The 21,924-nt window shown below is 75.3% G+C and carries 17 protein-coding genes; 7 read left to right on the top strand and 10 right to left on the bottom strand.

Translation table 11 applies throughout. From position 1 onward, the window contains the following. Positions 1-21 precede the first annotated feature (21 nt). Positions 22-663, top strand: a complete 642-nt coding sequence (locus ACSUPR_RS04685) for a DUF4352 domain-containing protein (protein WP_436889681.1) — start codon at positions 22-24, stop codon at positions 661-663. A gap of 808 nt (positions 664-1,471) precedes the next feature. Here ACSUPR_RS04685 and ACSUPR_RS04680 read toward each other — a convergent pair. After that, complete coding sequence (locus ACSUPR_RS04680) at positions 1,472-2,293, bottom strand: alpha/beta fold hydrolase (protein ID WP_436889680.1); 822 nt, start codon at positions 2,291-2,293, stop codon at positions 1,472-1,474. A gap of 537 nt (positions 2,294-2,830) precedes the next feature. On the opposite strand from ACSUPR_RS04680, the gene ACSUPR_RS04675 reads away from it, so the two are divergent. Further along, positions 2,831-4,090, top strand: a complete 1,260-nt coding sequence (locus tag ACSUPR_RS04675; RefSeq protein ID WP_436889679.1) for an MFS transporter — start codon at positions 2,831-2,833, stop codon at positions 4,088-4,090. A gap of 51 nt (positions 4,091-4,141) precedes the next feature. Here ACSUPR_RS04675 and ACSUPR_RS04670 read toward each other — a convergent pair whose 3' ends face one another. The 6 genes from ACSUPR_RS04670 to ACSUPR_RS04645 all read right to left on the bottom strand — a co-directional run bounded on the left by ACSUPR_RS04670 (position 4,142) and on the right by ACSUPR_RS04645 (position 10,514). Then, the gene (locus tag ACSUPR_RS04670; protein ID WP_436889678.1) at positions 4,142-4,477 is read right to left on the bottom strand and encodes an SCO4225 family membrane protein; all 336 of its coding nucleotides are present in this window, start codon (positions 4,475-4,477) and stop codon (positions 4,142-4,144) included. A 246-nt stretch (positions 4,478-4,723) separates the two neighbouring features. Further along, positions 4,724-5,560, bottom strand: coding sequence for a phosphotransferase family protein (locus tag ACSUPR_RS04665; RefSeq protein WP_436889677.1), 837 nt, complete (start codon positions 5,558-5,560; stop codon positions 4,724-4,726). A 247-nt stretch (positions 5,561-5,807) separates the two neighbouring features. Further along, positions 5,808-6,068, bottom strand: a complete 261-nt coding sequence (locus tag ACSUPR_RS04660; protein WP_436889676.1) for a dihydrofolate reductase family protein — start codon at positions 6,066-6,068, stop codon at positions 5,808-5,810. A 418-nt stretch (positions 6,069-6,486) separates the two neighbouring features. Continuing rightward, positions 6,487-7,083, bottom strand: a complete 597-nt coding sequence (locus ACSUPR_RS04655) for a hypothetical protein (RefSeq protein ID WP_436889675.1) — start codon at positions 7,081-7,083, stop codon at positions 6,487-6,489. Between the two features lie 50 nt (positions 7,084-7,133). Further along, positions 7,134-9,437, bottom strand: a complete 2,304-nt coding sequence (locus tag ACSUPR_RS04650; RefSeq protein WP_436889674.1) for an FdhF/YdeP family oxidoreductase — start codon at positions 9,435-9,437, stop codon at positions 7,134-7,136. Positions 9,438-9,569: 132 nt separating this feature from the next. Next, positions 9,570-10,514, bottom strand: coding sequence for a ribose-phosphate diphosphokinase (locus ACSUPR_RS04645; protein WP_436889673.1), 945 nt, complete (start codon positions 10,512-10,514; stop codon positions 9,570-9,572). 185 nt (positions 10,515-10,699) lie between these two features. Here ACSUPR_RS04645 and ACSUPR_RS04640 point away from each other — a divergent pair, with 185 nt between their 5' ends. Further along, entirely contained in the window at positions 10,700-11,416 is a 717-nt protein-coding gene (locus ACSUPR_RS04640; RefSeq protein WP_436889672.1) for a TetR/AcrR family transcriptional regulator, read from the top strand. 362 nt (positions 11,417-11,778) lie between these two features. Here the strand turns inward: ACSUPR_RS04640 and ACSUPR_RS04635 are convergent, their stop codons facing one another. Next, positions 11,779-12,783, bottom strand: a complete 1,005-nt coding sequence (locus ACSUPR_RS04635; RefSeq protein ID WP_436889671.1) for an ABC transporter substrate-binding protein — start codon at positions 12,781-12,783, stop codon at positions 11,779-11,781. Between the two features lie 300 nt (positions 12,784-13,083). On the opposite strand from ACSUPR_RS04635, the gene ACSUPR_RS04630 reads away from it, so the two are divergent. Beyond that, complete coding sequence (locus ACSUPR_RS04630; protein ID WP_436891869.1) at positions 13,084-14,841, top strand: ABC transporter ATP-binding protein; 1,758 nt, start codon at positions 13,084-13,086, stop codon at positions 14,839-14,841. A gap of 415 nt (positions 14,842-15,256) precedes the next feature. After that, positions 15,257-17,023 (top strand): ABC transporter ATP-binding protein, encoded by a 1,767-nt coding sequence (locus ACSUPR_RS04625; RefSeq protein ID WP_436889670.1) that lies wholly within the window; start codon positions 15,257-15,259, stop codon positions 17,021-17,023. Positions 17,024-17,276: 253 nt separating this feature from the next. On the opposite strand, the gene ACSUPR_RS04620 is transcribed toward ACSUPR_RS04625, so the two are convergent. Together ACSUPR_RS04620 and ACSUPR_RS04615 are read right to left on the bottom strand one after the other, a co-directional pair. After that, entirely contained in the window at positions 17,277-17,579 is a 303-nt protein-coding gene (locus ACSUPR_RS04620; RefSeq protein ID WP_436889669.1) for a hypothetical protein, read from the bottom strand. Positions 17,580-18,155: 576 nt separating this feature from the next. Beyond that, positions 18,156-19,319 carry an acyltransferase family protein gene (locus ACSUPR_RS04615; RefSeq protein WP_436889668.1) on the bottom strand — a complete coding sequence of 388 codons (1,164 nt, stop codon included), beginning with the start codon at positions 19,317-19,319 and terminating at the stop codon, positions 18,156-18,158. A gap of 460 nt (positions 19,320-19,779) precedes the next feature. Between ACSUPR_RS04615 and ACSUPR_RS04610 the strand changes: the two genes are divergently transcribed. Both ACSUPR_RS04610 and ACSUPR_RS04605 read left to right on the top strand, forming a co-directional pair. After that, a complete protein-coding gene (locus ACSUPR_RS04610) occupies positions 19,780-21,078 on the top strand; it encodes a histidine kinase (protein WP_436889667.1) in 1,299 nt (432 codons plus the stop codon). Next, on the top strand, positions 21,063-21,716 hold the full coding sequence (locus ACSUPR_RS04605; RefSeq protein ID WP_436889666.1) for a response regulator transcription factor: 654 nt from the start codon (positions 21,063-21,065) through the stop codon (positions 21,714-21,716). The genes ACSUPR_RS04610 and ACSUPR_RS04605 overlap by 16 nt, the downstream gene beginning before the upstream one ends. Positions 21,717-21,924: the final 208 nt, after the last annotated feature.

Raw genomic sequence — 21,924 nt, 5'->3', positions numbered from 1 at the left:
GGCCTCGCGCGAGGAGCAACCATGAACAGAACCGGCTGGATCGCCACCTCGGTCAGCGCCGTGGTCGCGCTGTTGTTGGGCTTCACCATCGGCTGGTTCGGCAACCAGGCGTACATCCGTGCCTCGCTGAACGCCGCGTTCGAGGACATCGGTGCGGACATGGAGGAGTCCCTCGACGTTCCCGAGGACATGGAGGCGATGGAGGGCCACGAGGACGACCCCGGCGCGGCCGCCGAGCCGGAAGAGGAGATCCCCGACGCGGTGCCGATGTCGGAGTCCGCGTCGGACGGCATCTGGGACATGGCCATAACCGGCGTCGAACGGACGACGCAGATCAACGGCTCCTATTCCAACGCGACCGCAGCGGACGGCCGCGAGTTCGTGGTCCTGACCGTGGAGCTGACGAATGCCTCGCAGGGTCCGCAGTTCCCGGAGATCGACGGGTCCGAGCTGGTCGACGTGGACGGGAACCGGTACGCGTACGACATGGACGCGGTCTTCGCGTTGGACGACGATGACGTGATGTACACCGAGGTGAACCCGGGCGGGTCGGCGGTGGTGCCGTTCCCGTTCGAGGTGGGGGAGGGTACCGAGGTGGAGATGGCGCTGCTGACGGCATCGTGGGACGCACCGGATCATGCGGCGATTCTTGTGGAGGAGTGACCGATACGCGCGAGCGCCCCTGTCCGCACGGGCCGGTGCGCTCGTGTTCTGCGGTCTCCGTCGATGACGTCCCGCTCCAGGCTGTCCGGGAGTCGTGTTCGGGAACATGTGCCCGCCCGAGGACGCCCATTGGTCCGCCGCCCGGTCGTGCACGCTGGGTCGAACGGGCGATCCGCACGTGGCCGAACACGTTCGCTTCTGCGGTGACCCCGGGCAGGCGGCGGTCGCCGGGCATTCGTGTGGCTTCGGCGGGCAGTGCCCGGGGGTCCGTCCGCACAATGGAATCCCCAAGTAATCTACGTCGTAAAGTCACTGCTCTTGTGAACCCGAACCCCGGTAGGACTCCGTGCGCGGGTCCATCCGGAGCAGACCCTTCCATTCAGATGATTCCGGCGGTGTCCACCGCGGCGCCCTGGCCGGTGCGATGGACGACGGCTCCATCTGACGGTGTCGATGGTGTTCGTGCGGGCTCCGGGGGTGCTGCCGGCGGCGGGGTCGGCCGCGGTGCTGCCGGGTGTTCGCCGCGGTGTGGGCGGTGGCGGCCTGCGGCGTCCGCCTGCGCTTCTCCGCCCCGACCCGGGCCGGCCGACGCCCTGGCGGCGACCTCGCCCTACGACCGTGTGCCGGTGGGGGATCCGGCGCTCCTGCCGACGGTGGGCCGACCGTGCTCGCATGCGCCCTGGCGGCCCCGGGCCTGTGGGGTCTGGGCCGCAGGGACCCGGACGGCTGAGGTCTGCCGGGCCCGTGGGCGGTGGGCGGGGCCGCGCACACGGGCGTGCCGGGCCGGGCCCCGGCCCCGGCGGGTCCGTCACCGGCGGGTGTGGCGCTCCAGCCAGGCGGTGACCAGGTCCAGGACCCGCTCCCCGTCGGTGTCGTGCAGGAGTTCGTGGTAGCCGCCCTCCACCGGGTGGAACTCCTTGTCCTCCACGGGCAGGGACTCCACGAACAGGCGGCTCTGCTCGGGGTCGGTGACGTTGTCCCCGGTGCCGTGCACCACCAGGCAAGGGGTGTGCCAGTGCGCGATCCTGCGGCGGACGCCCGCGTTGACCTCCACCACGCTCGCCGCGGTGCGCATCGGCATGCGCCCCCGGAAGACGCGGGTGTCCCGCTCGCCCGCCTCGACGTACTCCGCGACGCGGGTGAGCCGGGCGGGCTCCCTCCGGGGCAGCGGTGCCGGGAGCGCGGGGAACAGCAGCCCCACCAGCCTCAGGGCGGCGACCACCGGTGGCGGCGGCAGCGGCACCAGGGCGGGGGAGGTCAGGACCACTCCGGCCACGTCCTGCGGGTCGACGGTCACCGACCCGGCCGTGACCAGCCCGCCCAGGGAGTGGCCGAAGAGCAGGACCGGCAGGCCGCGCTCGCGCATGCGCCGCCGCGTGAGCACGTGGTCGATGACGGAGCGGCGCACGTCGGGTGAGCCGGGCCGGCCGGGGGCGTCCCCGTGTCCTTCCAGGTCCTGGGCCCACACCTCGAAGCCGAGTTCGACCAGGTGCGGGATGAGGCCGCCGTAGAGGGTGACGTACCGCTCGGAGTACTCGGAGTATCCGTGCTGGAGCTGGACCAGGGCCCGGGGCGGCCCGGCGGTCTCCCAGACGTGGACGCCCCCGGGGGCGGTGGTGTGCGCGGTCAAGGTCGCCTGCCTTTCGTTGCGGGGCCCGGGGCCGTCGGCGGAGCGTCGCCGGGGGCGGGTCCGGGCCGGGTCGGTCCGCGGGGCCCCGTCCGTGGCGGGGCCGGCGGTCGCCTTCCCGTTCCGGCGCGGAGCCGTGCGTGCGTACGGCCGCGGGCCGCCGTCGTGCGGGGTGGCGGTCGTGGCACCGTTTCCGCCGGGGTTCACGGGTCGGCACCGATGATTCCAGAAACCGGCCTGGGGCGGGGGTTCGTGCCGCTTCCGGCCATGTCCGCCCCGCCCGTCTCCCCGGGGTGCTGTGCCGTCCGCCGCCGGGGAGCCCCGAGCCCTCTCCCCGGGTTCGGTGTCGGCGGGTCTCCCGGTCCGGGGCCTTCACACCCTTTTGTGTTCGCTATATGAACACTTGTGCGTTCTATGAAACAGTGCCACTATGTCTCTCCGTGTCGTGCTTCACGCGGTGGCCTGTCCTGCGTCACACCCGCGACACACGTCCGCAGTCGGGTTCCCCCCGCGCGCAAGGAACACCGGAGGAGGCGCACCGTGCCCCAGACCGCCCGCCACACCGGGTGGCTCATGCCCCTGTGCTGGATCGCCGTCATGCTCGACGGCTTCGACATGGTGGTGCTCGGCACCACGCTGCCCACCCTGCTCGACGAGGGGCAGTGGGGCATCACCCCCAACAGCGGCTCGGCCGTGTCGACCGCGGGCCTGGCCGGTATGGCCGTCGGCGCGCTGTGCATCGGCACCGTCACCGACGTCGTCGGCCGCCGCAAGGTGCTGATCTTCGCGGTCGCGAGCTTCTCCCTCTTCACCGCGCTGTGCGCCGTGGCCCCCACGCTGTTCGTGTTCGGCCTGCTGCGCTTCCTCGCCGGTGTCGGCCTGGGCGGCTGTCTGCCCACCGCGATCGCGCTGGCCACCGAGTACGCCCGCAACGGCAGGGGCGGCAGCGCCACCACCACCCTGATGACCGGCTACCACGTGGGCGCCGTGCTCACCGCCCTGCTCGGCATCGTCGTGCTGCCCTCCCTGGGCTGGCGGGCCATGTACGTCATCGGCGCGCTGCCCGCCCTGGTGCTGGTGCCGCTGATGATCCGTTACCTGCCCGAGTCGCGCTCGTTCGGCGTCTCCGCCCCCGCGGGTGGCGGCAGCGGCGGCGTGGGAGCGGGCGTGGCGTCCGTCAAGTCGCTGTTCCAGGGCGGGTTCGTCCGCTCCACCCTGGCGTTCTGGCTGGCGTCCTTCACCGGCCTGCTGCTGGTCTACGGGTTGAACACGTGGCTGCCGCAGATCATGCGCGAGGCCGGGTACGAGCTGGACGCGGCGCTGGGCCTGCTGCTGGCGCTGAACGCCGGTGCGGTCGTGGGCCTGCTGGTCGCCGGGTCGGTGGCCGACCGGGTCGGCCCGCGCCGGGCGGCGCTGGCGTGGTTCGGGGTGTCGGCGCTGATGCTGGCGGCGCTGAGCATCAAGCTCCCCGGGGCGGGCGCGTACGTGGCGGTGTTCCTGGCCGGGTGCTTCGTGTTCAGCTCGCAGGTGCTGGTCTACGCCTACATCGGCCGCATGTTCCCGCCGGCCAACCGGGCGACGGCCCTGGGCTGGTCGGCGGGCGTGGGGCGGCTGGGCGCGATCACCGGCCCGATCATCGGCGGAGTGCTGCTCACCGCCGGGCTGGCCTACCCGTGGGGGTTCTACATCTTCGCGCTGGTCGGCCTGGTCGGCGGCCTGGCGGTGTTCGCGGTCGAGCGCCCGGCCGCCGCGGCCGGAGCCGACCCGGCCCCCGGGGCCGAGGCCGGGTCCCGCCGCTGACCGCCCGTTGACCGCCGCCGCGGGCGGGGTTCCGCCGCCGGCGGCGCGGTCTCAGTTCTCGGCGGTGCGACGGCGCCGCATATGCCGCAGCAGGCGCACGGCGGCGCCGATGAGCAGGGCGTTGAGCAGTGCCCCCAGGACGAGCAGGAACCACAGCACCTCGTAGCCGCCGTGGGCCGGAAGGCTCTCGGGGATCAGGGAGAACGCCGTCATGGAGACCGCGCTGCCGGGGAGCAGGTACAGGGTCAGGCCGATCTCGGGCATGGAGTTCTCGGGGTATCCGGGGCCCAGGTGGATGTAGGCGGCCCAGCTCAGGAAGAGGCCCGCCGCGACCAGATAGATCCGTGAGGGGAGGTTGTCCACGGCGGGGGCCAGGAAGCGTTTCATCGGAGTCTCCTTCTTGCGGGTGCTCCCAGCCTGGTGTCCGCGGCGGCGGTGCGCCTGAGTACGCGTACCCGGAACGGCCGCCCGGGGCGGGCCCGCGGGCCGTGTCGGAGGCGGTGTCCGGGGCTCGCCGGGGCGGTCGGTCGGTGAGGGCGGCGAGTCCGGTCTCCAGGTGCGGGCGCAGGAAGGCGCGCAGGCGCTCGGCGCGGTCGGCCGGGACGCCCCGGGTGGCGGGCTCGACGTACATGATCAGGTACAGGTACGTCCGGTACAGGGCCAGGCGGCGCAGCAGGTCCGGGGTGAACTCCAGTTCCCCGCCCGCCCCGCGGTACCCGTCCAGGAACGGGGTGTCCTCCCGGATGTCGCCGAACAGGGCGAGGGAGGCCAGGTCGGCGACGGGGTCGCCCCAGAAGGCGCGCTCGGCGTCGATGATCCCGCCCAGGACGGGCGTGTCGGGGCGCCGTCCACGAGGATGTTGCCGTCCCACAGGTCGAAGTGGACCAGGGCCGGGCTGCGCACCGCCCCCAACAGGTCGCGGTGGTCCTCGACCACGCGTCGGACGAGGTCGGGCGGCCGGGGGAGGGCGACCCCCGTGCGCTCGGCGTCGGCCAGCAGTGCGTCGACCATGGCGGCGAAGGCGTCGGGCCAGGTGGCCGCGGTCAGCTCGGGGCGGTCCGGGTAGCCGAAGGCGGTGCCGGTGAGGGTGTGCAGGGCGGCGACCGCACCGCCCAGGGCGCGGCGGACCGCGGCCGGTCCGCCCGGCACCAGGTCGCCGCGCACGCCCTCCAGGGGCACCCCCGGCAGCCGGGTCAGGAGCAGCCGGTGCTGCCCGGGCCGGTCGGGCACGGGTCCCAGGTGCAGGGGCTCGGGGACGAGCGGGCCCAGGACGGGCCGGGCCAGCTCCCAGACGCGGGCCTCGGTGTGCAGCAGGCGGTGCTCGTAGGTCATGCGCGGCTGTCCGGCCGGGGGCTCGGTCTTGAGGACGGTCTCGGTGCCGTCGGTGTGGGTGAGCAGGTGGACGGTGTTGTAGGTGCCGCCCGACAGCGGGGTGCGGCTGAGGACGGCGGTGTCGGGGTGGGGGGTCATGGATCCTCGGGTCGGTGTGCGCGGTGCTCGCCGGGGGCGCCGTACCGGACGGGGGCGGTTTCCGCTCTGTCCCCGTGTCCGCTCGGGTCCCGGCCGGATGGGGAAAGGGGCGATCAGGGTGCGATGCGCCGCCCGGAGGCCGTCAGGGCCGGAGGAGTACGGTGTTCCGGCCGCCGGATCTCCCGGGCGGTCGGTGCGGGACGGTTCCGCCGTTCCTTGCGGTGGGGCCGTTGCAGTGCCGGGGCCGCTACGCGCGTCGGTAGGTGAGGAACAGGGTCCCCGCCGCCGACCGGGAGAGGTCGGCCAGTGCCAGGCGCCCGGAGGGCGAGCCGTCCTCGAACGGTCGCCGGTCGCGCCCGGCGACCGTCGGTGCGATGACCGGTTCCAGGACGTCGACGAGTCCCGCCCGCCAGAGCGAGCGGGCCAGCCGGATGCTCCCGTGGATGCCGATGTCGCCGCCCTCCTGCTGTTCGAGCCGGGTGACGTGGTCGGCCGCCGGGGCGGACACGAAGGTCAGAGTGCTCCCACCGCCGCTCGGGGGTCTCCGAGCTGGACACGACCTTGTCCGTCCGGTTCACGAACGTCGCGAACGGTTCGAAGTCGGAGGTGGGCCAGTGGTCGACCCAGTGGTCGTGCGTGCCGCGGCCCATCAGGACCGTGTCCTGTCCGGCGATGACCCGGCCGGGGTTGTCGATGACCTCCTGTCCGGGGTCGGAGAACCGGTCGCCCGGTTCCTCGGCCACCCCGTCGAGCGACAGCAGCCGGTAGAGCACCACGTCCCGCATCGGCGAGACTCCTTCCGTGCGGCCGGGGGTTCCCCGGGCTTCGCCCCGAGTATGGCGGATCGGCCGCGCCGTCGGCCCGGGAGCGGAGGACGCAGGCGCGCCTGCGCGCCGCACGGTCCATGGTGCGCCCGCGGGGCCGGGTCAGTTGATCCCGTACTTGTCGGGGACGCCGTGCGGGGTGGGCTCGCCGGGGACGGTCTCCAGGTCCAGGGCCTTCTCGATGCCCTCCAGGGCGCGGGCCAGCCGCGGGGCGTTGCGGCGGTACACCTGCGGGTGGGGGGACCCGGAGAAGCCGTTGCGCAGCCAGATGTCGTGGCGCACCCCCACGGTGACCTCCAGGAACCACGGGGCCAGGTACACCGAGGCGTCCACCAGGCCGTGGGCGCGCCGTTCCCCGCCCCCGGCGTCGATCCAGGTGCCCGGTCCGGCCAGGGTCAGGGCCTGGGGTTCGGCGTCGGGCAGCCCGGACGGGCGGCCCACGGGCACCCGGTCGGCCAGGGCGTCGGCGGTGGATCCGGCGGCCGGGTCGAGGTCCATGACGGAGGCGAACCCCGAGTAGCCCTCGCCGGGGCGCAGCCAGGACACCCGCAGGGTGTGCGGGGTGCACAGGCCCTCGTCGGCCAGGACGTCGGCGGCGGTGTGCAGCCGGGTGCAGGCGTCGGCGAGGGTGAGGCCGTCGGTGTCGGAGGAGGCCTCCCAGGACCAGGAGGTGATGGGCGCGGGTGCGGCGGGCAGCATCGGTGCTCTCGTGTCGGGCGGCGGCCCCGGGGCGGGGCCGCCGCGGCGGGTCACAGGCCGGTGTCGGGTTCGAAGCGGACCACCACCGATTTGGAGGTGGGGGTGTTGCTGATGTCGGCGGTGGAGTCCAGGGGTACCAGGACGTTGGTCTCGGGGAAGTAGGAGGCGGCGCAGCCGCGGGCGGTCGGGTAGTGGACGACGCGGAAGTGCGGCGCGCGGCGTTCGCGGCCGTCGGGCCACTCGCTCACCAGGTCGGTGTAGGAGCCGTCGGCCAGGCCGAGCCCGGCGGCGTCCTCGGGGTTGACCAGGACCACGCGGCGCCCGTCGGTGATGCCGCGGTAGCGGTCGTCCAGGCCGTAGACGGTGGTGTTGTACTGGTCGTGGGAGCGCAGGGTCTGGAGCAGCAGGCGGCCCTCGGGGGCCCGGGGCGCGTGGGTGCCGTTGACGGTGAAGTTGGCCCTGCCGGTGGCGGTGGGGAAGCGGCGGTGGTCGCGGGGGGCGTGGGGCAGGGTGAACCCGTCGCGTCGGCGGGCCCTGGCGTTGAAGTCGTCGAAGCCGGGGATGACGGCGGCGATGTGGTCGCGGATGCGGTCGTAGTCGGCGAAGCCGTCCCAGGCCACCGGGGTCTGTCCGAAGAGGCGGGCGCCCAGTCCCCGGACGATGTCGACCTCCGAGCGCATCTCCTGGGAGAGGGGCTCCAGTACGCCGTGGGAGGCGTGGACGCGGCTCATGGAGTCCTCGACGGTGACCCACCGGGGCCGCTCCCCGTGCAGGTCGCGGTCGCTGCGGGCCAGGGCGGGCAGGATGAGGGCGCGGGTGCCGGTGACCACGTGGGAGCGGTTGAGCTTGGTGGACACGTGGACCGTCAGGCGCACCCGGCGCATGGCGTCCTCGGTGACGTGGGTGTCGGGGGTGGCCGCGACGAAGTTGCCGCCCATGGCGAAGAAGACGCGGACGTCGCCGCGGGCCATGGAGCGGATGGCGTTGACGGTGTCGTGGCCGTGCCCGCGGGGCGGGGTGAAGCCGAACTCTGCGGCCAGGGCGTCGAGGAAGGCGGGGGCCGGGCGTTCGAGGATGCCCATGGTGCGGTCGCCCTGGACGTTGGAGTGGCCGCGCACCGGGCACACTCCGGCGCCGGGGCGGCCGACGTTGCCGCGCAGCAGCAGGAGGTTGACGACCTCGCGGATGGTGGGCACGGAGTGCTTGTGCTGGGTGAGGCCCATGGCCCAGCACACGACGGTGCGCTCGGAGGCGGCGACCAGGGCGGCGATCTCCTCGATGAGGGGCCGTTCCAGGCCGGTGTCGCGTTCCACCCGGGTCCAGAAGGCGTCGGCGGGTTCGTCCAGGAGCTCCTTGGCGAACAGGTCGAAGCCGTGGGTGTGGGCGTCGATGAAGTCGCGGTCCAGGACGGGGGCGCCGTCGCGGTCGGCCTCCAGGAGGATGCGGTTGACCGCGGAGAAGAGGGCGAGGTCTCCGCCCAGTCGGATCTGGGCGAACACGTCGGTGAGGGGGGTGCCGCGGCCCAGCAGCCCGCCGGGGTGCTGGGGGTTGCGGAACTCGCGCATCCCGGCCTCGGGCAGGGGGTTGACCGTGACGATGCGGGCGCCGTTCTTCTTGGCGCGTTCCAGGGCGGTGAGCATGCGGGGGTGGTTGGTGCCCGGGTTCTGTCCCGCCACGATGATGAGGTCGGCCCGGTGGAGGTCGTCCAGGGAGACGCTGCCCTTGCCCACGCCCAGGGTCTCGGTGAGGGCCGCCCCCGAGGACTCGTGGCACATGTTGGAGCAGTCGGGCAGGTTGTTGGTGCCCAGTTGGCGGGCCAGCAGCTGGTAGGCGAAGGCGGCCTCGTTGCTCGTGCGCCCGGAGGTGTAGAAGACGGCCTGGTCGGGGGTGTCCAGGGTGCGCAGCTCGTCGGCGATGAGCTCCAGGGCGTCGTCCCAGGTGATGGGGGTGTAGTGGTCGGCGCCCTCGGCGAGGTGGAGGGGGTGGGTCAGGCGGCCTTGCTGCCCGAGCCAGTAGCCGGAGCGCTGTGCCAGTTCGCTGACGGGGTGCTCGGCGAAGAAGGCCGGGGTGAGGGGGCGGGAGGTGGCCTCCTCGGCGACGGCCTTGGCGCCGTTCTCGCAGAACTCGGCGCGGTGGCGCCGGTCGCCCTCGGGCCAGGCGCAGCCGGGGCAGTCGAAGCCGCGCTTCTGGTTGACGGCGAGCATGGCGGGCAGACCGCGCCGTACCCCGGCGTTCTCTCCGACCTGGCGGACGCTGTTGAGGACCGCGGGCAGGCCGGCGGCGGCGTCCTTGGGCGGGGTGACACGGGGGGTGTCCTGGGGAGTGTCCGCAGGTACGGGGCGGTGGCTTCTCATGGGCGTATTCTCCCACCGCTCCGGCGGGTTCTCCACGTTCGGGGGCCGGCGGCCCGTGCACACCGTGTTCGCGCGGGGGCGGGGGCCGCCGCCCGGCGGTCGCGCGGGCGGGGCCGTACCGGTGCGGAGGGGTCAGGGGGTGTCGAACAGGGCGCTGACGGACTCGCCGTTGTGGATGCGGCGGATGGCCTCGGCCAGGGCGGGGGCGATCGACAGCACGCTCAGTTTGGGGGTGGCCTTCTCCGGGGCCAGGGGCACGGTGTTGGTGCACACGATCTCGGTGACGTCGTCCATGGCGGTGAGCCGGTCCAGGGCGCCGTCGGTGAACAGGCCGTGGGTGCAGGCGACCCGGATGGAGCGGACCCGGCGTTCGCGCAGCCGCTCGATGAGTTCCACGACGGTGCTGCCCTTGGCGACCTCGTCGTCGAGGATGATGACGTCGCGTCCGGTGACGTCGCCGATGACGGAGGTGATGCTGACCTTGTCGTCGCTGAAGCGCTGTTTGGCGCCCGCGGCGACCGGGGTGCCCAGGCGGCGGGCGAACGCGGAGGCGGCCTTGGCGTTGCCGAAGTCGGGGGAGACGACGACGGTGTCGGACAGGTCGTCGCCGCGGAAGTGGGCGGCGAGCTCGCCCAGGGCGTGCAGGTGGTCGACGGGGACGCTGAAGAACCCGTGGACCTGGGGGGAGTGCATCGTCATGGTGAGGACGCGGTCGGCTCCGGCGGTGGAGAGGAGGTCGGCGACCAGGCGGGCGCCGATGGAGATGCGGGGAGCGTCCTTCTTGTCGGAGCGGGCGTAGGCGAAGTGCGGCATGACCACGGTGGTGCGGGCGGCGGAGGCCCCGCGGGCGGCGTCGAGCATCAGCAGCAGTTCCACCAGGTTCTCCTGGACCGGGGGGACCAGCGGCTGGATGATGAACACGTCGCGTTCACGGCAGTTGTCCTGGAGCTGGATCTCCAGGCAGTCGTTGGCGAACCGGGAGACGCGGGTGGGGGAGAGCGGCTTGCCGAGGTCGTGGCAGATCTCCCGGGCGATCTCGGGGTGGGCGCTGCCGGAGAAGATGACGATGTCGCGCACGGATGTCCCTGTTTCGTGGGGCGAATGGACCGCCCTGAGGTTACTACCTGGGGTTTCGGTGCCCGTGGTCGCGGTGCCCGCCGGGTCGGGGCCGGCCCGGGTGGGGTGTCCGGGTGGGGGGAGCCCGGCCCGGCGCGGCGGGGACGGGATAACGCGGATCTGTTACCGCTGATAACGTGGGGTGCATGGGAGACAGGCAGGACACCCGGCGGCGCGTCATCGACGCCGCCGCGGACATCCTCACCCGCCAGGGGCGCGAGGCGGTCACCACGCGTTCGGTGAGCGCCGCCGCAGGGGTGCAGCCGCCCGCCCTCTACCGGATCTTCGGGGACATGGCGGGGCTGCTCGACGCCGTGGCCGCCGACGGGTTCGAGCGCTACCTGGCGGGCAAGAGGGCCCAGGAGCCCTCCGGGGACCCGGTCGGGGACCTGCGCGCCGGGTGGGACCTGCACGTGCGGTTCGGGGTGGACAACCCCGCCCACTACGTGCTGATGTACGCCCCCGGCGTTGCCCGCGACGGCGGGGGGGCGGCGGCCCGGGCCCGGGAGATCCTGCTGGGGCTGGTCGGCCGGGTCGCCGAGGCCGGGCGGCTGGCGGTCGACGCCGAGACCGCCGCGGAGATGATCCACAGCGCCTGCACCGGGGTGGTCCTGCGCCTCATCGAGCGGGGCGGGGACGACCCGCGGCTGTCGGAGGCGGTGCGCGAGGCCGTGCTGGCCGCCGTGGTCACCGGCCCCGAGGCGGTGCGGGAGGGCGCGGACACCGGGATGTCCGCGCACGCCAACGCCCTGCGGGTGCTGCTGTCCCGGGGCGGGGCCGGGGGGGTGCTCACCCCCGGCGAGGCGGCCCTGGTGGACGAGCTGCTGGTCCGGCTGGCGGCGCACCGGCCCGGGGCCGGCTGAGGAAGGTCGCGCCGGGGCCCGCCCGGGACCGGCCGGTGCCCGGGCGGGGCGGTGGAGCGGGGGGCGCGGCCGGTCGGGGACCGGAGGGCGGTGGGGCAGGACGCACCGGTGCAGCCGGTGCGGGTGCGGGCCCTGGCCCGGTACCGCGACGGCGGGCCGTGGTCCGTTCGACCGGGGGCGGCACCGCGGATCCCGCCCCAGGCCGGGCGTGTGACGGTGCGGCCGCCGTGCGGGCGGGGCCGGTGGCTGACGCCGGCGGCCGCCGGGCCGGATGGAGCGTACCGCCGGTCCGGCGCTCCCTGTGGACGGACCGCCCGGGCCGGGCCCCGGAGCCGGTGCTCCGGGGTCCCGGGGCGGGCCGGCTACTCCTGGCCGAGCGCCTCGTGGATGAGGGGGACGATGCCGTCCAGGGCGTAGGAGACGCCCAGGGTGGAGCCGCTGGAGAAGGCGTTGGCCAGCTCCGGGTCGTCCATGATGATGAGGTGGCCGTCCTGGGCGGAGCCGATGCCCTGCAGGACCGGGTCCTCGTGCAGGGCCTCGGCGGTGTCGCCGATCGGGAAGACGACGGTCAGGTCGGCGTCCAGGACCTCCACCAGCTCCGGGCTGAGGTCGACGTAGAAGGCGCCGTCGGCCATGTCGGTGATCTCGGACTTGTACTGGAAGCCCAGGTCCTGGAGCAGGTCGGCGCGGCTGTCGCCGGGCACGTAGGCCCCGTACCGGCCGTCGAAGTAGGCGCCCACGGCGATGGTGAGGTCGGCGAATCCGGGGTTCTCCGCGCGCAGGGTCGCGAACTCCTCCTCGAGCTCGGCGATGAGCTCCTCGCCGCGCTCGCCCTCGCCGAGGACCGCGGCGACCTGGCGGGTCTGCTCCTGCCAGGTGGTGCCGTAGGTGACCTCCACGCCGGGCGGCGGGCCGACCACCGGGGCGAGGGGGGAGAGCAGGTCGTGGCGCTCCTGGGAGTTGTCGGAGCGGGTGTCGAGGATGACGTCGGGCTCCAGGGTGGCGATCTCCTCCAGGTTCGGCTCCAGGGTGGCCAGCTGGGCGGGCTCGGAGTCGAACAGGTCGGCGGCCCAGGGGCCGACGCCGGGGGAGCCGTAGCCCTGCCAGTCGGCGACGCCGACGGGCTGCACGCCCAGGGCGAGCGCGGTCTCGGCGTCGGACCAGCCCGTGGCCACGACGTTCTCGGGGCGGTCCTCGACGGTCACGTCGCCGAAGAGGGTCTCGACGGTCACGGGGTAGCCCTCGGCGGTCCCGCCGGAGGGGGCGGAGGAGCCGTCGGTGGCCTGGCCGCCGCAGGCGGCGAGCATCAGAACGGAGAGCGCGCCGGCGGCGATCGCGCCGCCGCGGGTCAGCGGGCCACGGTTCATGGAGCCTCATTCTCGGGAAGGTCCGGGTCAGCTTAGGCTTGCCTAAGCAGAACCATAGTGGTGGACTCCGGGTGCGGGTGCAAACCGGGTCGAAGGGTGCGCCGGGGTGTCCGCGGGCGGAGATGCCCCAGCGGCGGGTCGTCCTCGGTGTGGAAGGCGGTGCCGACGTGAGGGGAGTCACTTCGGGTGGGCGGCCGTTCGTCCCGGCGGCCCGGGCCGGGGGCGCGTTCGCGGTGGTGCACCCGCCTGGCTAGCCTGTTCGCGGCACGACGACAGGGAATGGGACGATCGGATGACCACATGTTCAAGGGCGGGCGTGCGCCCCGGCCCGGGCCGGACGGCCGCGTGAGCGCCCCCGCACCCCTCGACGTGCGCGGCCTGGGGCGGCGCACCCTGCGCCGCAACCGCCGCGACGTCGCCTGCGCCACCGTCCTGCACTCCCTGCACCAGCTCTCCGAGGCCCTGGTCCCCGTCGCCATCGGCGTCACCATCGACCGGGCCGTGGTCACCGGCGACGTGGGCGCCCTGGCGCTGTGCGTGCTGGGCATGGCCGTCCTGTTCACGGTGCTGGCGCTCGCCTACCGCACCGGAGCCCGGTTCACCGTCCGCGCCGCCGAGAACGAGGCCCACCTGCTGCGGGTGGAGGCCGCCCGCCGTGCGCTGGACCCGCGCGGGGAGCGCAGCGGGCTGCGCGCCGGGGAGCTGCTGTCGGTGGCCACCTCCGACGCCGAGCAGGCCTCCATGTACGTCCGCGCCTGGATCGGGCTCATCGCCATGGGCACCGCGATCGCCGCCACCACCGTCGCCCTGCTGGCCATCGACGTCCCCCTGGGGATCGGGGTCCTGGTCGGGGTGCCGCTGATGATGCTCCTGCTGCGTGTCCCCGCCGCGCGCATCACCCGGCGCAGCGAGGCCAAGCAGGCCACCGCCGCCGGGGCCACCGCGCTGGCCACCGACCTGGTCGGGGGGCTGCGCGTGCTCATGGGCATGGGCGCCCGCCGGGCCGCGGCCGACCGCTACCGCGACGCCAGCGGCGACGCCCTGAGGGCGTCGGTGTCGGCGGCGGCCAGCAACGGCGTGTACCGCGGCATGGTGTCGGCCGCGGGCGTGCTGTTCCTGGCATGCGTGGCCGCCGTCGCCGGGTGGATGGCACTCCGGGGCCGGTTGAGCATCGGCGAGCTCATCACCGTGGTGGGCCTGGCCCAGTTCCTGTCCGAACCCGTCCAGGGGCTGGGCATGGTCGGCCAGATCTTCGCGACCTCGCGCGCCTCGGCCCGCCGCCTGGTGCGGCTGCTGACCGCCCCGGCCGCCGTCACCCCCGGCGGGCTGCCGGTGCGGGCCGAGCCCGTGGTGGAGCTGACCGGGGTCGCCTACCGCACCCTGCGCGGCGTCGACCTGACGCTGTCCCCCGGTGAGACCGTGGGCGTGCTGGCCACCGACCCCCGCGACGCCGAGGCGCTGCTGGAGCTGCTGTCGGGCCGGGCCGCCCCCGAGGAGGTGGAACAGGGCACCGCCACCGTGGGCGGGGTGCCCGTCCACGAACTCGACCTGGCCGCGCTGCGCGCCGCCGTCCTGGTGGAGGAGCACGGGGCCGTGCTGTTCGAGGGCACGCTGCGCACCAACCTGGCCACCGGCACCGACCACGGCGAGGCGCACCTGCGCGAGGCACTGCGCGCCGCCGGTGCCGAGGACCTGGTCACCGGGCATGCCCAGGGCCTGGACCGGCCCATCGCCGACCGGGCCGCGAACCTGTCCGGCGGTCAGCGCCAGCGCGCCGCCCTGGCGCGCGCCCTGGCCGCGGACCCGCCGGTGCTGGTGCTGCACGACCCCACCACCGCGGTGGACGCCGTCACCGAGGAGGCGATCGCCCGCGGCCTGACCCGGGCGCGCGCGGACCGCACCCCGGCGGGGGCCACCCTGGTGGTGGCCGCCAGCCCGGCGCTGCTGGCCCGCGCCGACCGGGTGGTGGTGCTCGAGCAGGGCCGGGTCCGCGCGCTGGGCACCCACACCGACCTGGTCCGCGAGGACCCCGGCTACGCCGAGGCGGTGCTGCGGTGAGCCCGGCTCCGTCCTTCGCGGGTGCCCCCGCGGGTCCGCCGACCGGTTCCGTCCCGGACGCGTCCGTGTCCCGGCGGTGCCGGGCCGGTGCCCCGGCGGGCTCCGTGCCGGGCCCCGCCGGTGCTCCCACCGGCCTCCCGGGCGGTGGCCCGCCCGGGGGGCGGGTGCGCCGCCGTGCCGCGCTGCCCGATCCCGACCGGTTCCGGCACGGCGGGGCGCAGGCGGGTCCGGGCCGGGGGTCCGGTGGTGGCGCGCCGCGGGGGGCCGGCGGGTGCGTGCGCCGCCTCCTGCGGGGAGCGGTACCGGGCGGCGGCGCGGACGGCCGGGGGAAGTGCGACGCGGTGGGAGCCTCCTCGGGTGCGGGGACGGCGGTGGCGGGCGCGGGTGCGCCCGGGACGGAAAGGACGGTGACCGCGTGAGCGCGACCGACGAACACGCGGAGCTGCTGCCCACCGCGTCGGCCCGCCGCACCTGGGCGGTGCTCGGCGACGGGGTGCGGCGCAGCGGCTGGGGCACGCCCGTGTCCCTGGCCGTGGTGCTGGCGGGCAGTGTGGTCGGCCTGGTCGCCCCCTGGACGCTCGGCACCATGGTCGACGATATCTCCGCCGGGGCCGGGCTGGACGCCGTGCTGCGCGCGGCCGCGGTCATCGCCGCGGCCGCCCTGGCCGGGGGCCTGTTCACCGGGGCGGGCGCCTGGCTGGTGACCCGGGCCGGGGAGCGGATCCTGGCGCAGCTGCGCGAGCGCGTCATGGACCGGGTCCTGCACATGCCCGCCGCGCAGGTGGAGCGGGTGCGCATCGGCGACCTGCTGTCCCGGGTGGGCGACGACGTCGCCGTGGTCACCACCGGCATCGCCCGCAACGGCCCCGACGTGGTGGTCGCGCTGGCCATGGTGCTGACGACGGCGGCCGGGATGACGGCCCTGGACTGGCGGCTGGGCCTGGCCGGGCTGTGCGCCCTGCCGGTGTACGTGTGGGCGGCCCGCTGGTACCTGCCGATCTCGGGCCCGTACTACGCCCGCGAGCGGGTCGCGATGGGCGAGCGGTCGCACGCCATGATGGGAGCTCTGCGCGGGCGGTCGGCGGTGCGCGCCTACCGGCGCGAGGGGGAGCACGAGGAACGGGTCTCCGATCGGTCCCTGGCGGCGATGGACATCACCGTGTCGGTGTTCCGGCTGCTGACCCGGTTCGGGTCGCGGCTCAACGCGGCCGAGTGCGTGGGGCTGACGATGGTGCTGGTCGCGGGCTTCTGGCTGGTGCGCGGCGAGATCGTGACGGTGGGCGCGGTGACCGCCGCCGCCCTGTACTTCCACCGGCTGTTCGGGCCGATGATGTTCCTGGTCATGAACTTCAACGAGGTGCAGTCGGCCGGGGCGAGCCTGGCCCGGCTGGCCGGGGTGGTGGACCTGCCCGGGGCGCCCGAGCCCGAGAACCCGCGTCGGCCGCAGGACGCCTCGGTGCGGGTCAAGGGGGTCGGGCACCGGTACGGCCCCGACACCCCGCCCGCCCTGGACGGGGTGTCGTTGGAGATCGCCCCCGGGGAGCGGGTGGCTCTGGTGGGCGCCAGCGGCGCGGGCAAGAGCACGCTGGCGGCGGTGATCACCGGTCTGCGCCTCCCCGACACCGGCGAGGTGTACCTGGGCGGTGTGCCGCTGCCGGACCTGGGCGAGCGCCTGCTGCGCGGGCACGTGTACCTGGTCAGCCAGGAGACGCACGTGTTCGCCGGGCCCCTCCTGGAGGACCTGAGGCTGGCCCGCCCGCAGGCCGGTACCGCCGAGGCGGAGGCGGCCCTGGAGCGGGTCGGCGCGCTCGGATGGGTGCGCGCGCTGCCAGAGGGGCTGGACACCGTCGTCGGCGAGGGCGGCCACGCCCTGACCGCCGAGCAGGCCCAGCACCTGGCGCTGGCGCGCACGGTGCTGGCGGACCCGCCGGTGGCGGTGCTGGACGAGGCCACCGCGGAGGCGGGCAGTGCCGGTGCCCGGCGCCTGGAGCGGGCCTCCCTGGCGGCCACCGAGGGGCGTACCACCCTGGTGGTGGCGCACCGGCTCACCCAGGCACAGGCCGCCGACCGGGTCGTGGTGATGGACCGGGGCCGCATCGTCGAGCAGGGCCCGCACGAGGAGCTGGTGGCGGCAGGGGGCCGCTACGCGGCACTGTGGCGCAGCTGGCAGGGGGCCGCCTGAGCGCACGGTCCGGCGGTCACCGCACCGGTCGGCCGTGCGGGGTCCGTGCCCGGGGGCACGGCCGTTGCCGTCCGGACCCGTTGCGGTCGCCGAACGCCGCCCGCCGGTGGCGGGTGCTCCCGGCGGTGCCGCCGGCCCCGGTGGGGGCACGCGCCGGTGCCCCGGCCGGTTGCGGGCGGGCGCGGCGGCCGCGCGGCCCCCGCGGTGCGCTCCGCGAGCGGAGGCCCGACGCGGGCCCGCGGCCCCCGGGCGGTCAGTGGTGGGTGCGCACGACGATCCGCACCCCCCGGTAGTCGTCCAGGCCGGTGAGCAGGGCCGGGCGCCCGTGCACACCGGCGGGGTCGCCCTCGCGCACGGAGCTGCCGAAGAAGTCGACCCAGGCGTAGGCGGCCTCCGCGCCGCCCTGGGAGGCGGTGCCGTGCAGGCCCCCGTCGCGGTCCAGCAGCCATTCGACCGGTGGAAGACGGTGTTCGGACTCGGCGGCCACCAGGCGGGGCAGCAGGGCGGCGGCGCGGCTGCGCGCCTCGTACGTCGGCTCCTCGGATGCGTGCACCACGGCGTCCCCCCGTCGCGCCCCGCGTCGGTGCGGGGTGTCGTTCGCGTTCGGTCCCATTCTCGCTGTTCGGGGGCGGCCGCGCCGGGGGAATCCGCGATCTGTGGAAAACCCGGCCGCCCGCCCGGCCGCCCGCCCGCCCGCCCGGCTGGCCGCCCGGGCAGGCGGGGAAGGGGGACGTACGCGGGTGGAGGGCCTTGGAGGTCGACCATGACCGCGCGTCGAGTGCGGCGCGGGCCGTTCGCGCGGGGGAGGGCCTCTCCTCCGTGCTCCGGGGGCCGCGCGGGCCGTACGCGGGGGGCCGAGGCCGCGGGTCGTGCCGGGGCCCGGTCCGGGCGATCCGGCGACGGCGCACCGCACCGCCCCGGCCCGGGCCCCGGCGGGGGCGGGCGGGTGCGCGGGCCGGCGCGGGACCGGGACGGGACGGGCGGCCGTCGGGGGCTGCGCCGCGGGCAGGCCCTCCCCGGCGGCCGCCCCCGGTGCCGTCCGGCATGTCCGGGCACGGGGACGGCCGTTCGCGGTGAGGGCCCCCGGGGGATCCCGGCGCGAGTCCGTGCCCGCCGGGGCCGGGCGGCGGGCTCAGAGCACCTTCCGGGCCCCCGGCAGGGCGTGTACGGGAAAGGCCAGCAGCCAGCAGAGCGGCAGCGCCAGGGCCGCCACGAGCGCGAACTTCACCACGGCCGGCGCCTGCACCCCGCTGAGCGCGTAGCCCAGGGCCACCAGCACGACCGGGTGGATCAGGTACACGGTGAAGGCGTGGCCCGACAGGAACCGCCCGAGGGGCCCCTGGCGGTCCAGGCGCTCCCGGAACAGCACCAGCAGCCCCACGGTGATCCCGACCGCCAGGACCGACTCCGAGACCGCCATCACCAGGGACTGCCAGGTCCCACCGCCCAGGAACTCCGTCCCCCCGGAGGAGCCGACGACGAGGAGGAGGATCGCCACCGTGGCCGCGCCCGCCGCGGCGAACCCCGCCCGGCCCGCCCTCCTGGAGAGGCCCCCCAGCAGGTCGCGCCGGGCCGCGACCACCCCGACGGCGAACAGCGCCGCGTACTGCGGCAGGTAGGCGGCCGAGGGCAGGCCCAGGAACTCTGCGTCCATCGGCAACAGGATCCGCCACACGTGGACGACCAGGGCCAGTCCGAGGACGAACCCGGTGACGGCGGCCAGGCCGGGCGCCCGCCCCGCGGCCGGAGACGGCCGGTCCGCGCCCCGGCCCCCGCCGGCCAGGTACCGCCACAGGACGTAGAGGGCGCTGAACACGAACAGCACCTCCACGAACCACATCGGTCCCGGGGTGAAGGAGGTCAGGTAGTACTCCCAGTAGGGCAGCGCGGCCCCCTCCCGGGCGGCCGCCTCCCTCGCCTGCGCATAGTCGCCCACGGTCACCAGGGGGCGGAGCGCCAGCAGCCAGACCAGCAGCGGGACCCCCAGGCGCAGCAGGCGTTCCCGGAGGAAGCGCCGCCCGCCCTTGCGGTCGTGGGAGCCCGGGACGAAGAGGCCCGCGATGAGGAAGAACGCACCCATGAAGAACGCCTGGTTGAGCACCAGCACCAGGTCCAGGAGTGTCCCGGAGGGGTCGGTCGCCGTCTCCAGGTAGTACCAGCGCGGGACGTTGCTGTAGGCGATGGCGGCATGGTGCAGCACCACCAGCACCGTCAGGGCGGTGCGCAGGTTGTCGAGGTGGAACAGCCGCGGGAGGCCCGTGGGCCGTTCGGTCGAAGGACCGGTGGACGGGGACATGGTTCGTTTCTCCTCGGGGGTCGGTGCACGGGAGGGGCCGTCCCGGTCCGCGGGCGGTTCTCCACGGCGGTCGGGTCGGGCGGTCCGAAGGCGGGAGCGGCGGTCCGTAGCCGGCGCGCGGCGCCGCGGGCACCGTGGAGGGGCACCGCCGTACGCACCGGCGCACCGGGACCGGGGAGCGTGGGCCCGGGGGTCTCCCGCGGCCCTCCGACGAGGCTAGGAACCGCCCGGCCGCGCGGGAATCCGTCCGGACCCACGGCCGGGGTGGGTCTGGACCCACACTTGTGCCGGACCGGTGCGCGCGGCCGGGGCCGACCGGGAGAATGGGGGCGGGCGGCCCGGGGCGCGCCGCGCCGCCCAGGGCGGCGGCCGGGCCGGGACCGTCCGCCCCCGAGAAGCACCCCCGTCCACGGCCGCGGCGGGACCCGCGTCCCTCGGCCGCGAACCGGAGGAGAAGAGCATGTACCGGCCCCCCGGTGGACCCCTCATCGCCGTCGCGCGCCCGCTCGCCGAGGGAGCGGTGCGCTCCTGCGTGCTCCTCGCGCTCGCCGCACTCCTGCCCGGGACGTGGGCGGTCGCCGCGTTCTGCCTCCTCGAACTGACCGGCAGCGCGGTCGGGACCTTCTGGTGCGTGTTCGGTGTGGCGGTCCCCTGCGCGGTGGTGTTCTCGCGCTCGGTCTGCGACGCCGTACGGTCGCTGGTCCTGCGCTGGACCGGCACGGAGATCCCCGACTCCTACCGGCCCCCCGTGCCGGTGACCAGGATGGCGACGGGCTACTGGTGGAACGGATACGACTACCAGCCGTTCCGCTGGGTCTCGGTGGTCCACCGGTGGATCCTGGCGCGGGTGTACGACCCCGCGGCCTGGCGGGACATGCTCTGGATCCCGGTCGCACCGCTCACCGCCGGAGCGGCCGCGGCGCTCCCCCTGGCACTGCTGGCGGGAGGCGTCGCCGAGTCGGTGCGGCCGGGGCTGCTGCCCCTGCCGGTGCCGGACGGGGCGAGGGGGCCCGTCGCCGTGCTGTCGGCGGTCCTCGGAGTGCTCCTGCTGCCGGTGGGGTGGCGGGTCGCCGTCCTCGCGGCCCGGCGCCTCCTCGGTCCGTCCGCCCCCGTGCGGTCCGCCGCGAGGATCGCGACGCTGGTCCAGGGGCGGGCCGACCTCACCCACGCGCAGGAGGCCGAGCTGCGCCGGATCGAACGCGACCTCCACGACGGCGCCCAGGCGCGGCTCGTCTCCATCGGCCTCTCGCTCAGCGCGGCCGAACGGCTGCTGGGCGAGGACCAGACCGAGGTCAGGGCGCTGCTGAGGCAGACCCGGGAGAACTCGCTGGCCGCTCTGCGCGAACTCCGGGAGCTCGCGCAGGGGATCGCCCCGCCGGTCCTGGTGGAACGCGGGCTCGTCGACGCGGTCCGCGCGCTCGCCCTGGACTCGCCCCTGCGGACCGAGGTCCGTTCCACGCTGGAGCACCGGTTGGAGACACCGATCGAGTCCAGCCTGTACTTCGCCACCGCCGAACTCGTCGCCAACGCCGCGAAGCACTCGCACGGGTCGGCCATCGACATCACCATCGACCGCACCCGCGGGGGCGTCGCCGTCACCGTCGCCGACGACGGGCACGGAGGGGCCCGCTTCGGTGCCGGATCGGGCCTGGCGGGCCTCAGGACCCGCCTCAACGCCTTCGACGGCGTCCTCCGGATCGACAGTCCGCCCGGCGGACCCACCCGTATCACCGTGGAGGTGCCGTGCGCATCGTCGTAGTGGAGGACCTCTACCTCCTGCGGGACGGGCTGGTCCGGCTGCTGGAGGCCTACGGCCACGAGGTCGTGGCCTCCGCGGGGGAGGGCCCGAGCGCGCTGAGGCTGCTCGCCGAGCACAGGCCGGACGTGGCCGTGGTCGATGTCAGGCTGCCGCCCACCTTCTCCGACGAGGGGCTCCAGGTCGCCCTCGAGGCGCGCCGCGGACAGCCGGACCTGCCCGTGCTCATCCTGTCCCAGCACATCGAGCAGCTCTACGCGCGCGAGCTGCTCGCCGCGGGCGGCAGCGGCGTGGGTTACCTCCTGAAGGACCGGGTCTTCGACGCCGACCAGTTCATCGAGGCGGTGGAACGGGTCGCCCGGGGCGGTACCTCCCTCGACCCGGCGGTCGTCGCGAAGATCATGAACGCGGGCGCCGCCTCGCCGCTCGACGCCCTCACCGCCCGCGAGCGCGACGTCATCGCGCTGATGGCCGAGGGGTTGTCGAACCAGGCCATCGCCCGGCGACTCTTCCTCAGCGAGGGGGCGATCAGCAAGCACACCACCGCGATCTTCGCCAAGCTCGGCATCGAGGCCGACGAGGACGGCAACCGGCGTGTCCGCGCCGTGCTCACCTTCCTGGGTGCCACCGGCAGGGCCTGACGCGCGGCCCCGCCCGCTCATGCCCACCGGGCCGCGTCGGTGGGAGGAGCGGGACGGTCGCCGCCGGTCCGTCGACGGCGCCCCGTCCCGCACCCGCACGGGGGGCCCCGGGCCGTGCCCGGACGCCACGGCCCGGGGCCCTGGCGGGCCTCCGTCGCCGCCCGATCGCCGACGGCGGGGGCCGCCGGCCGGCTGCGGACCGGCGGGG

This window comes from Nocardiopsis dassonvillei (genome assembly GCF_964273065.1).
Taxonomy (GTDB): Bacteria; Actinomycetota; Actinomycetes; order Streptosporangiales; family Streptosporangiaceae; genus Nocardiopsis; species Nocardiopsis dassonvillei_B.
The sequence above is the reverse complement of the archived record's forward strand: the minus strand, read 5'-3'. Positions and strand labels throughout refer to the sequence as shown.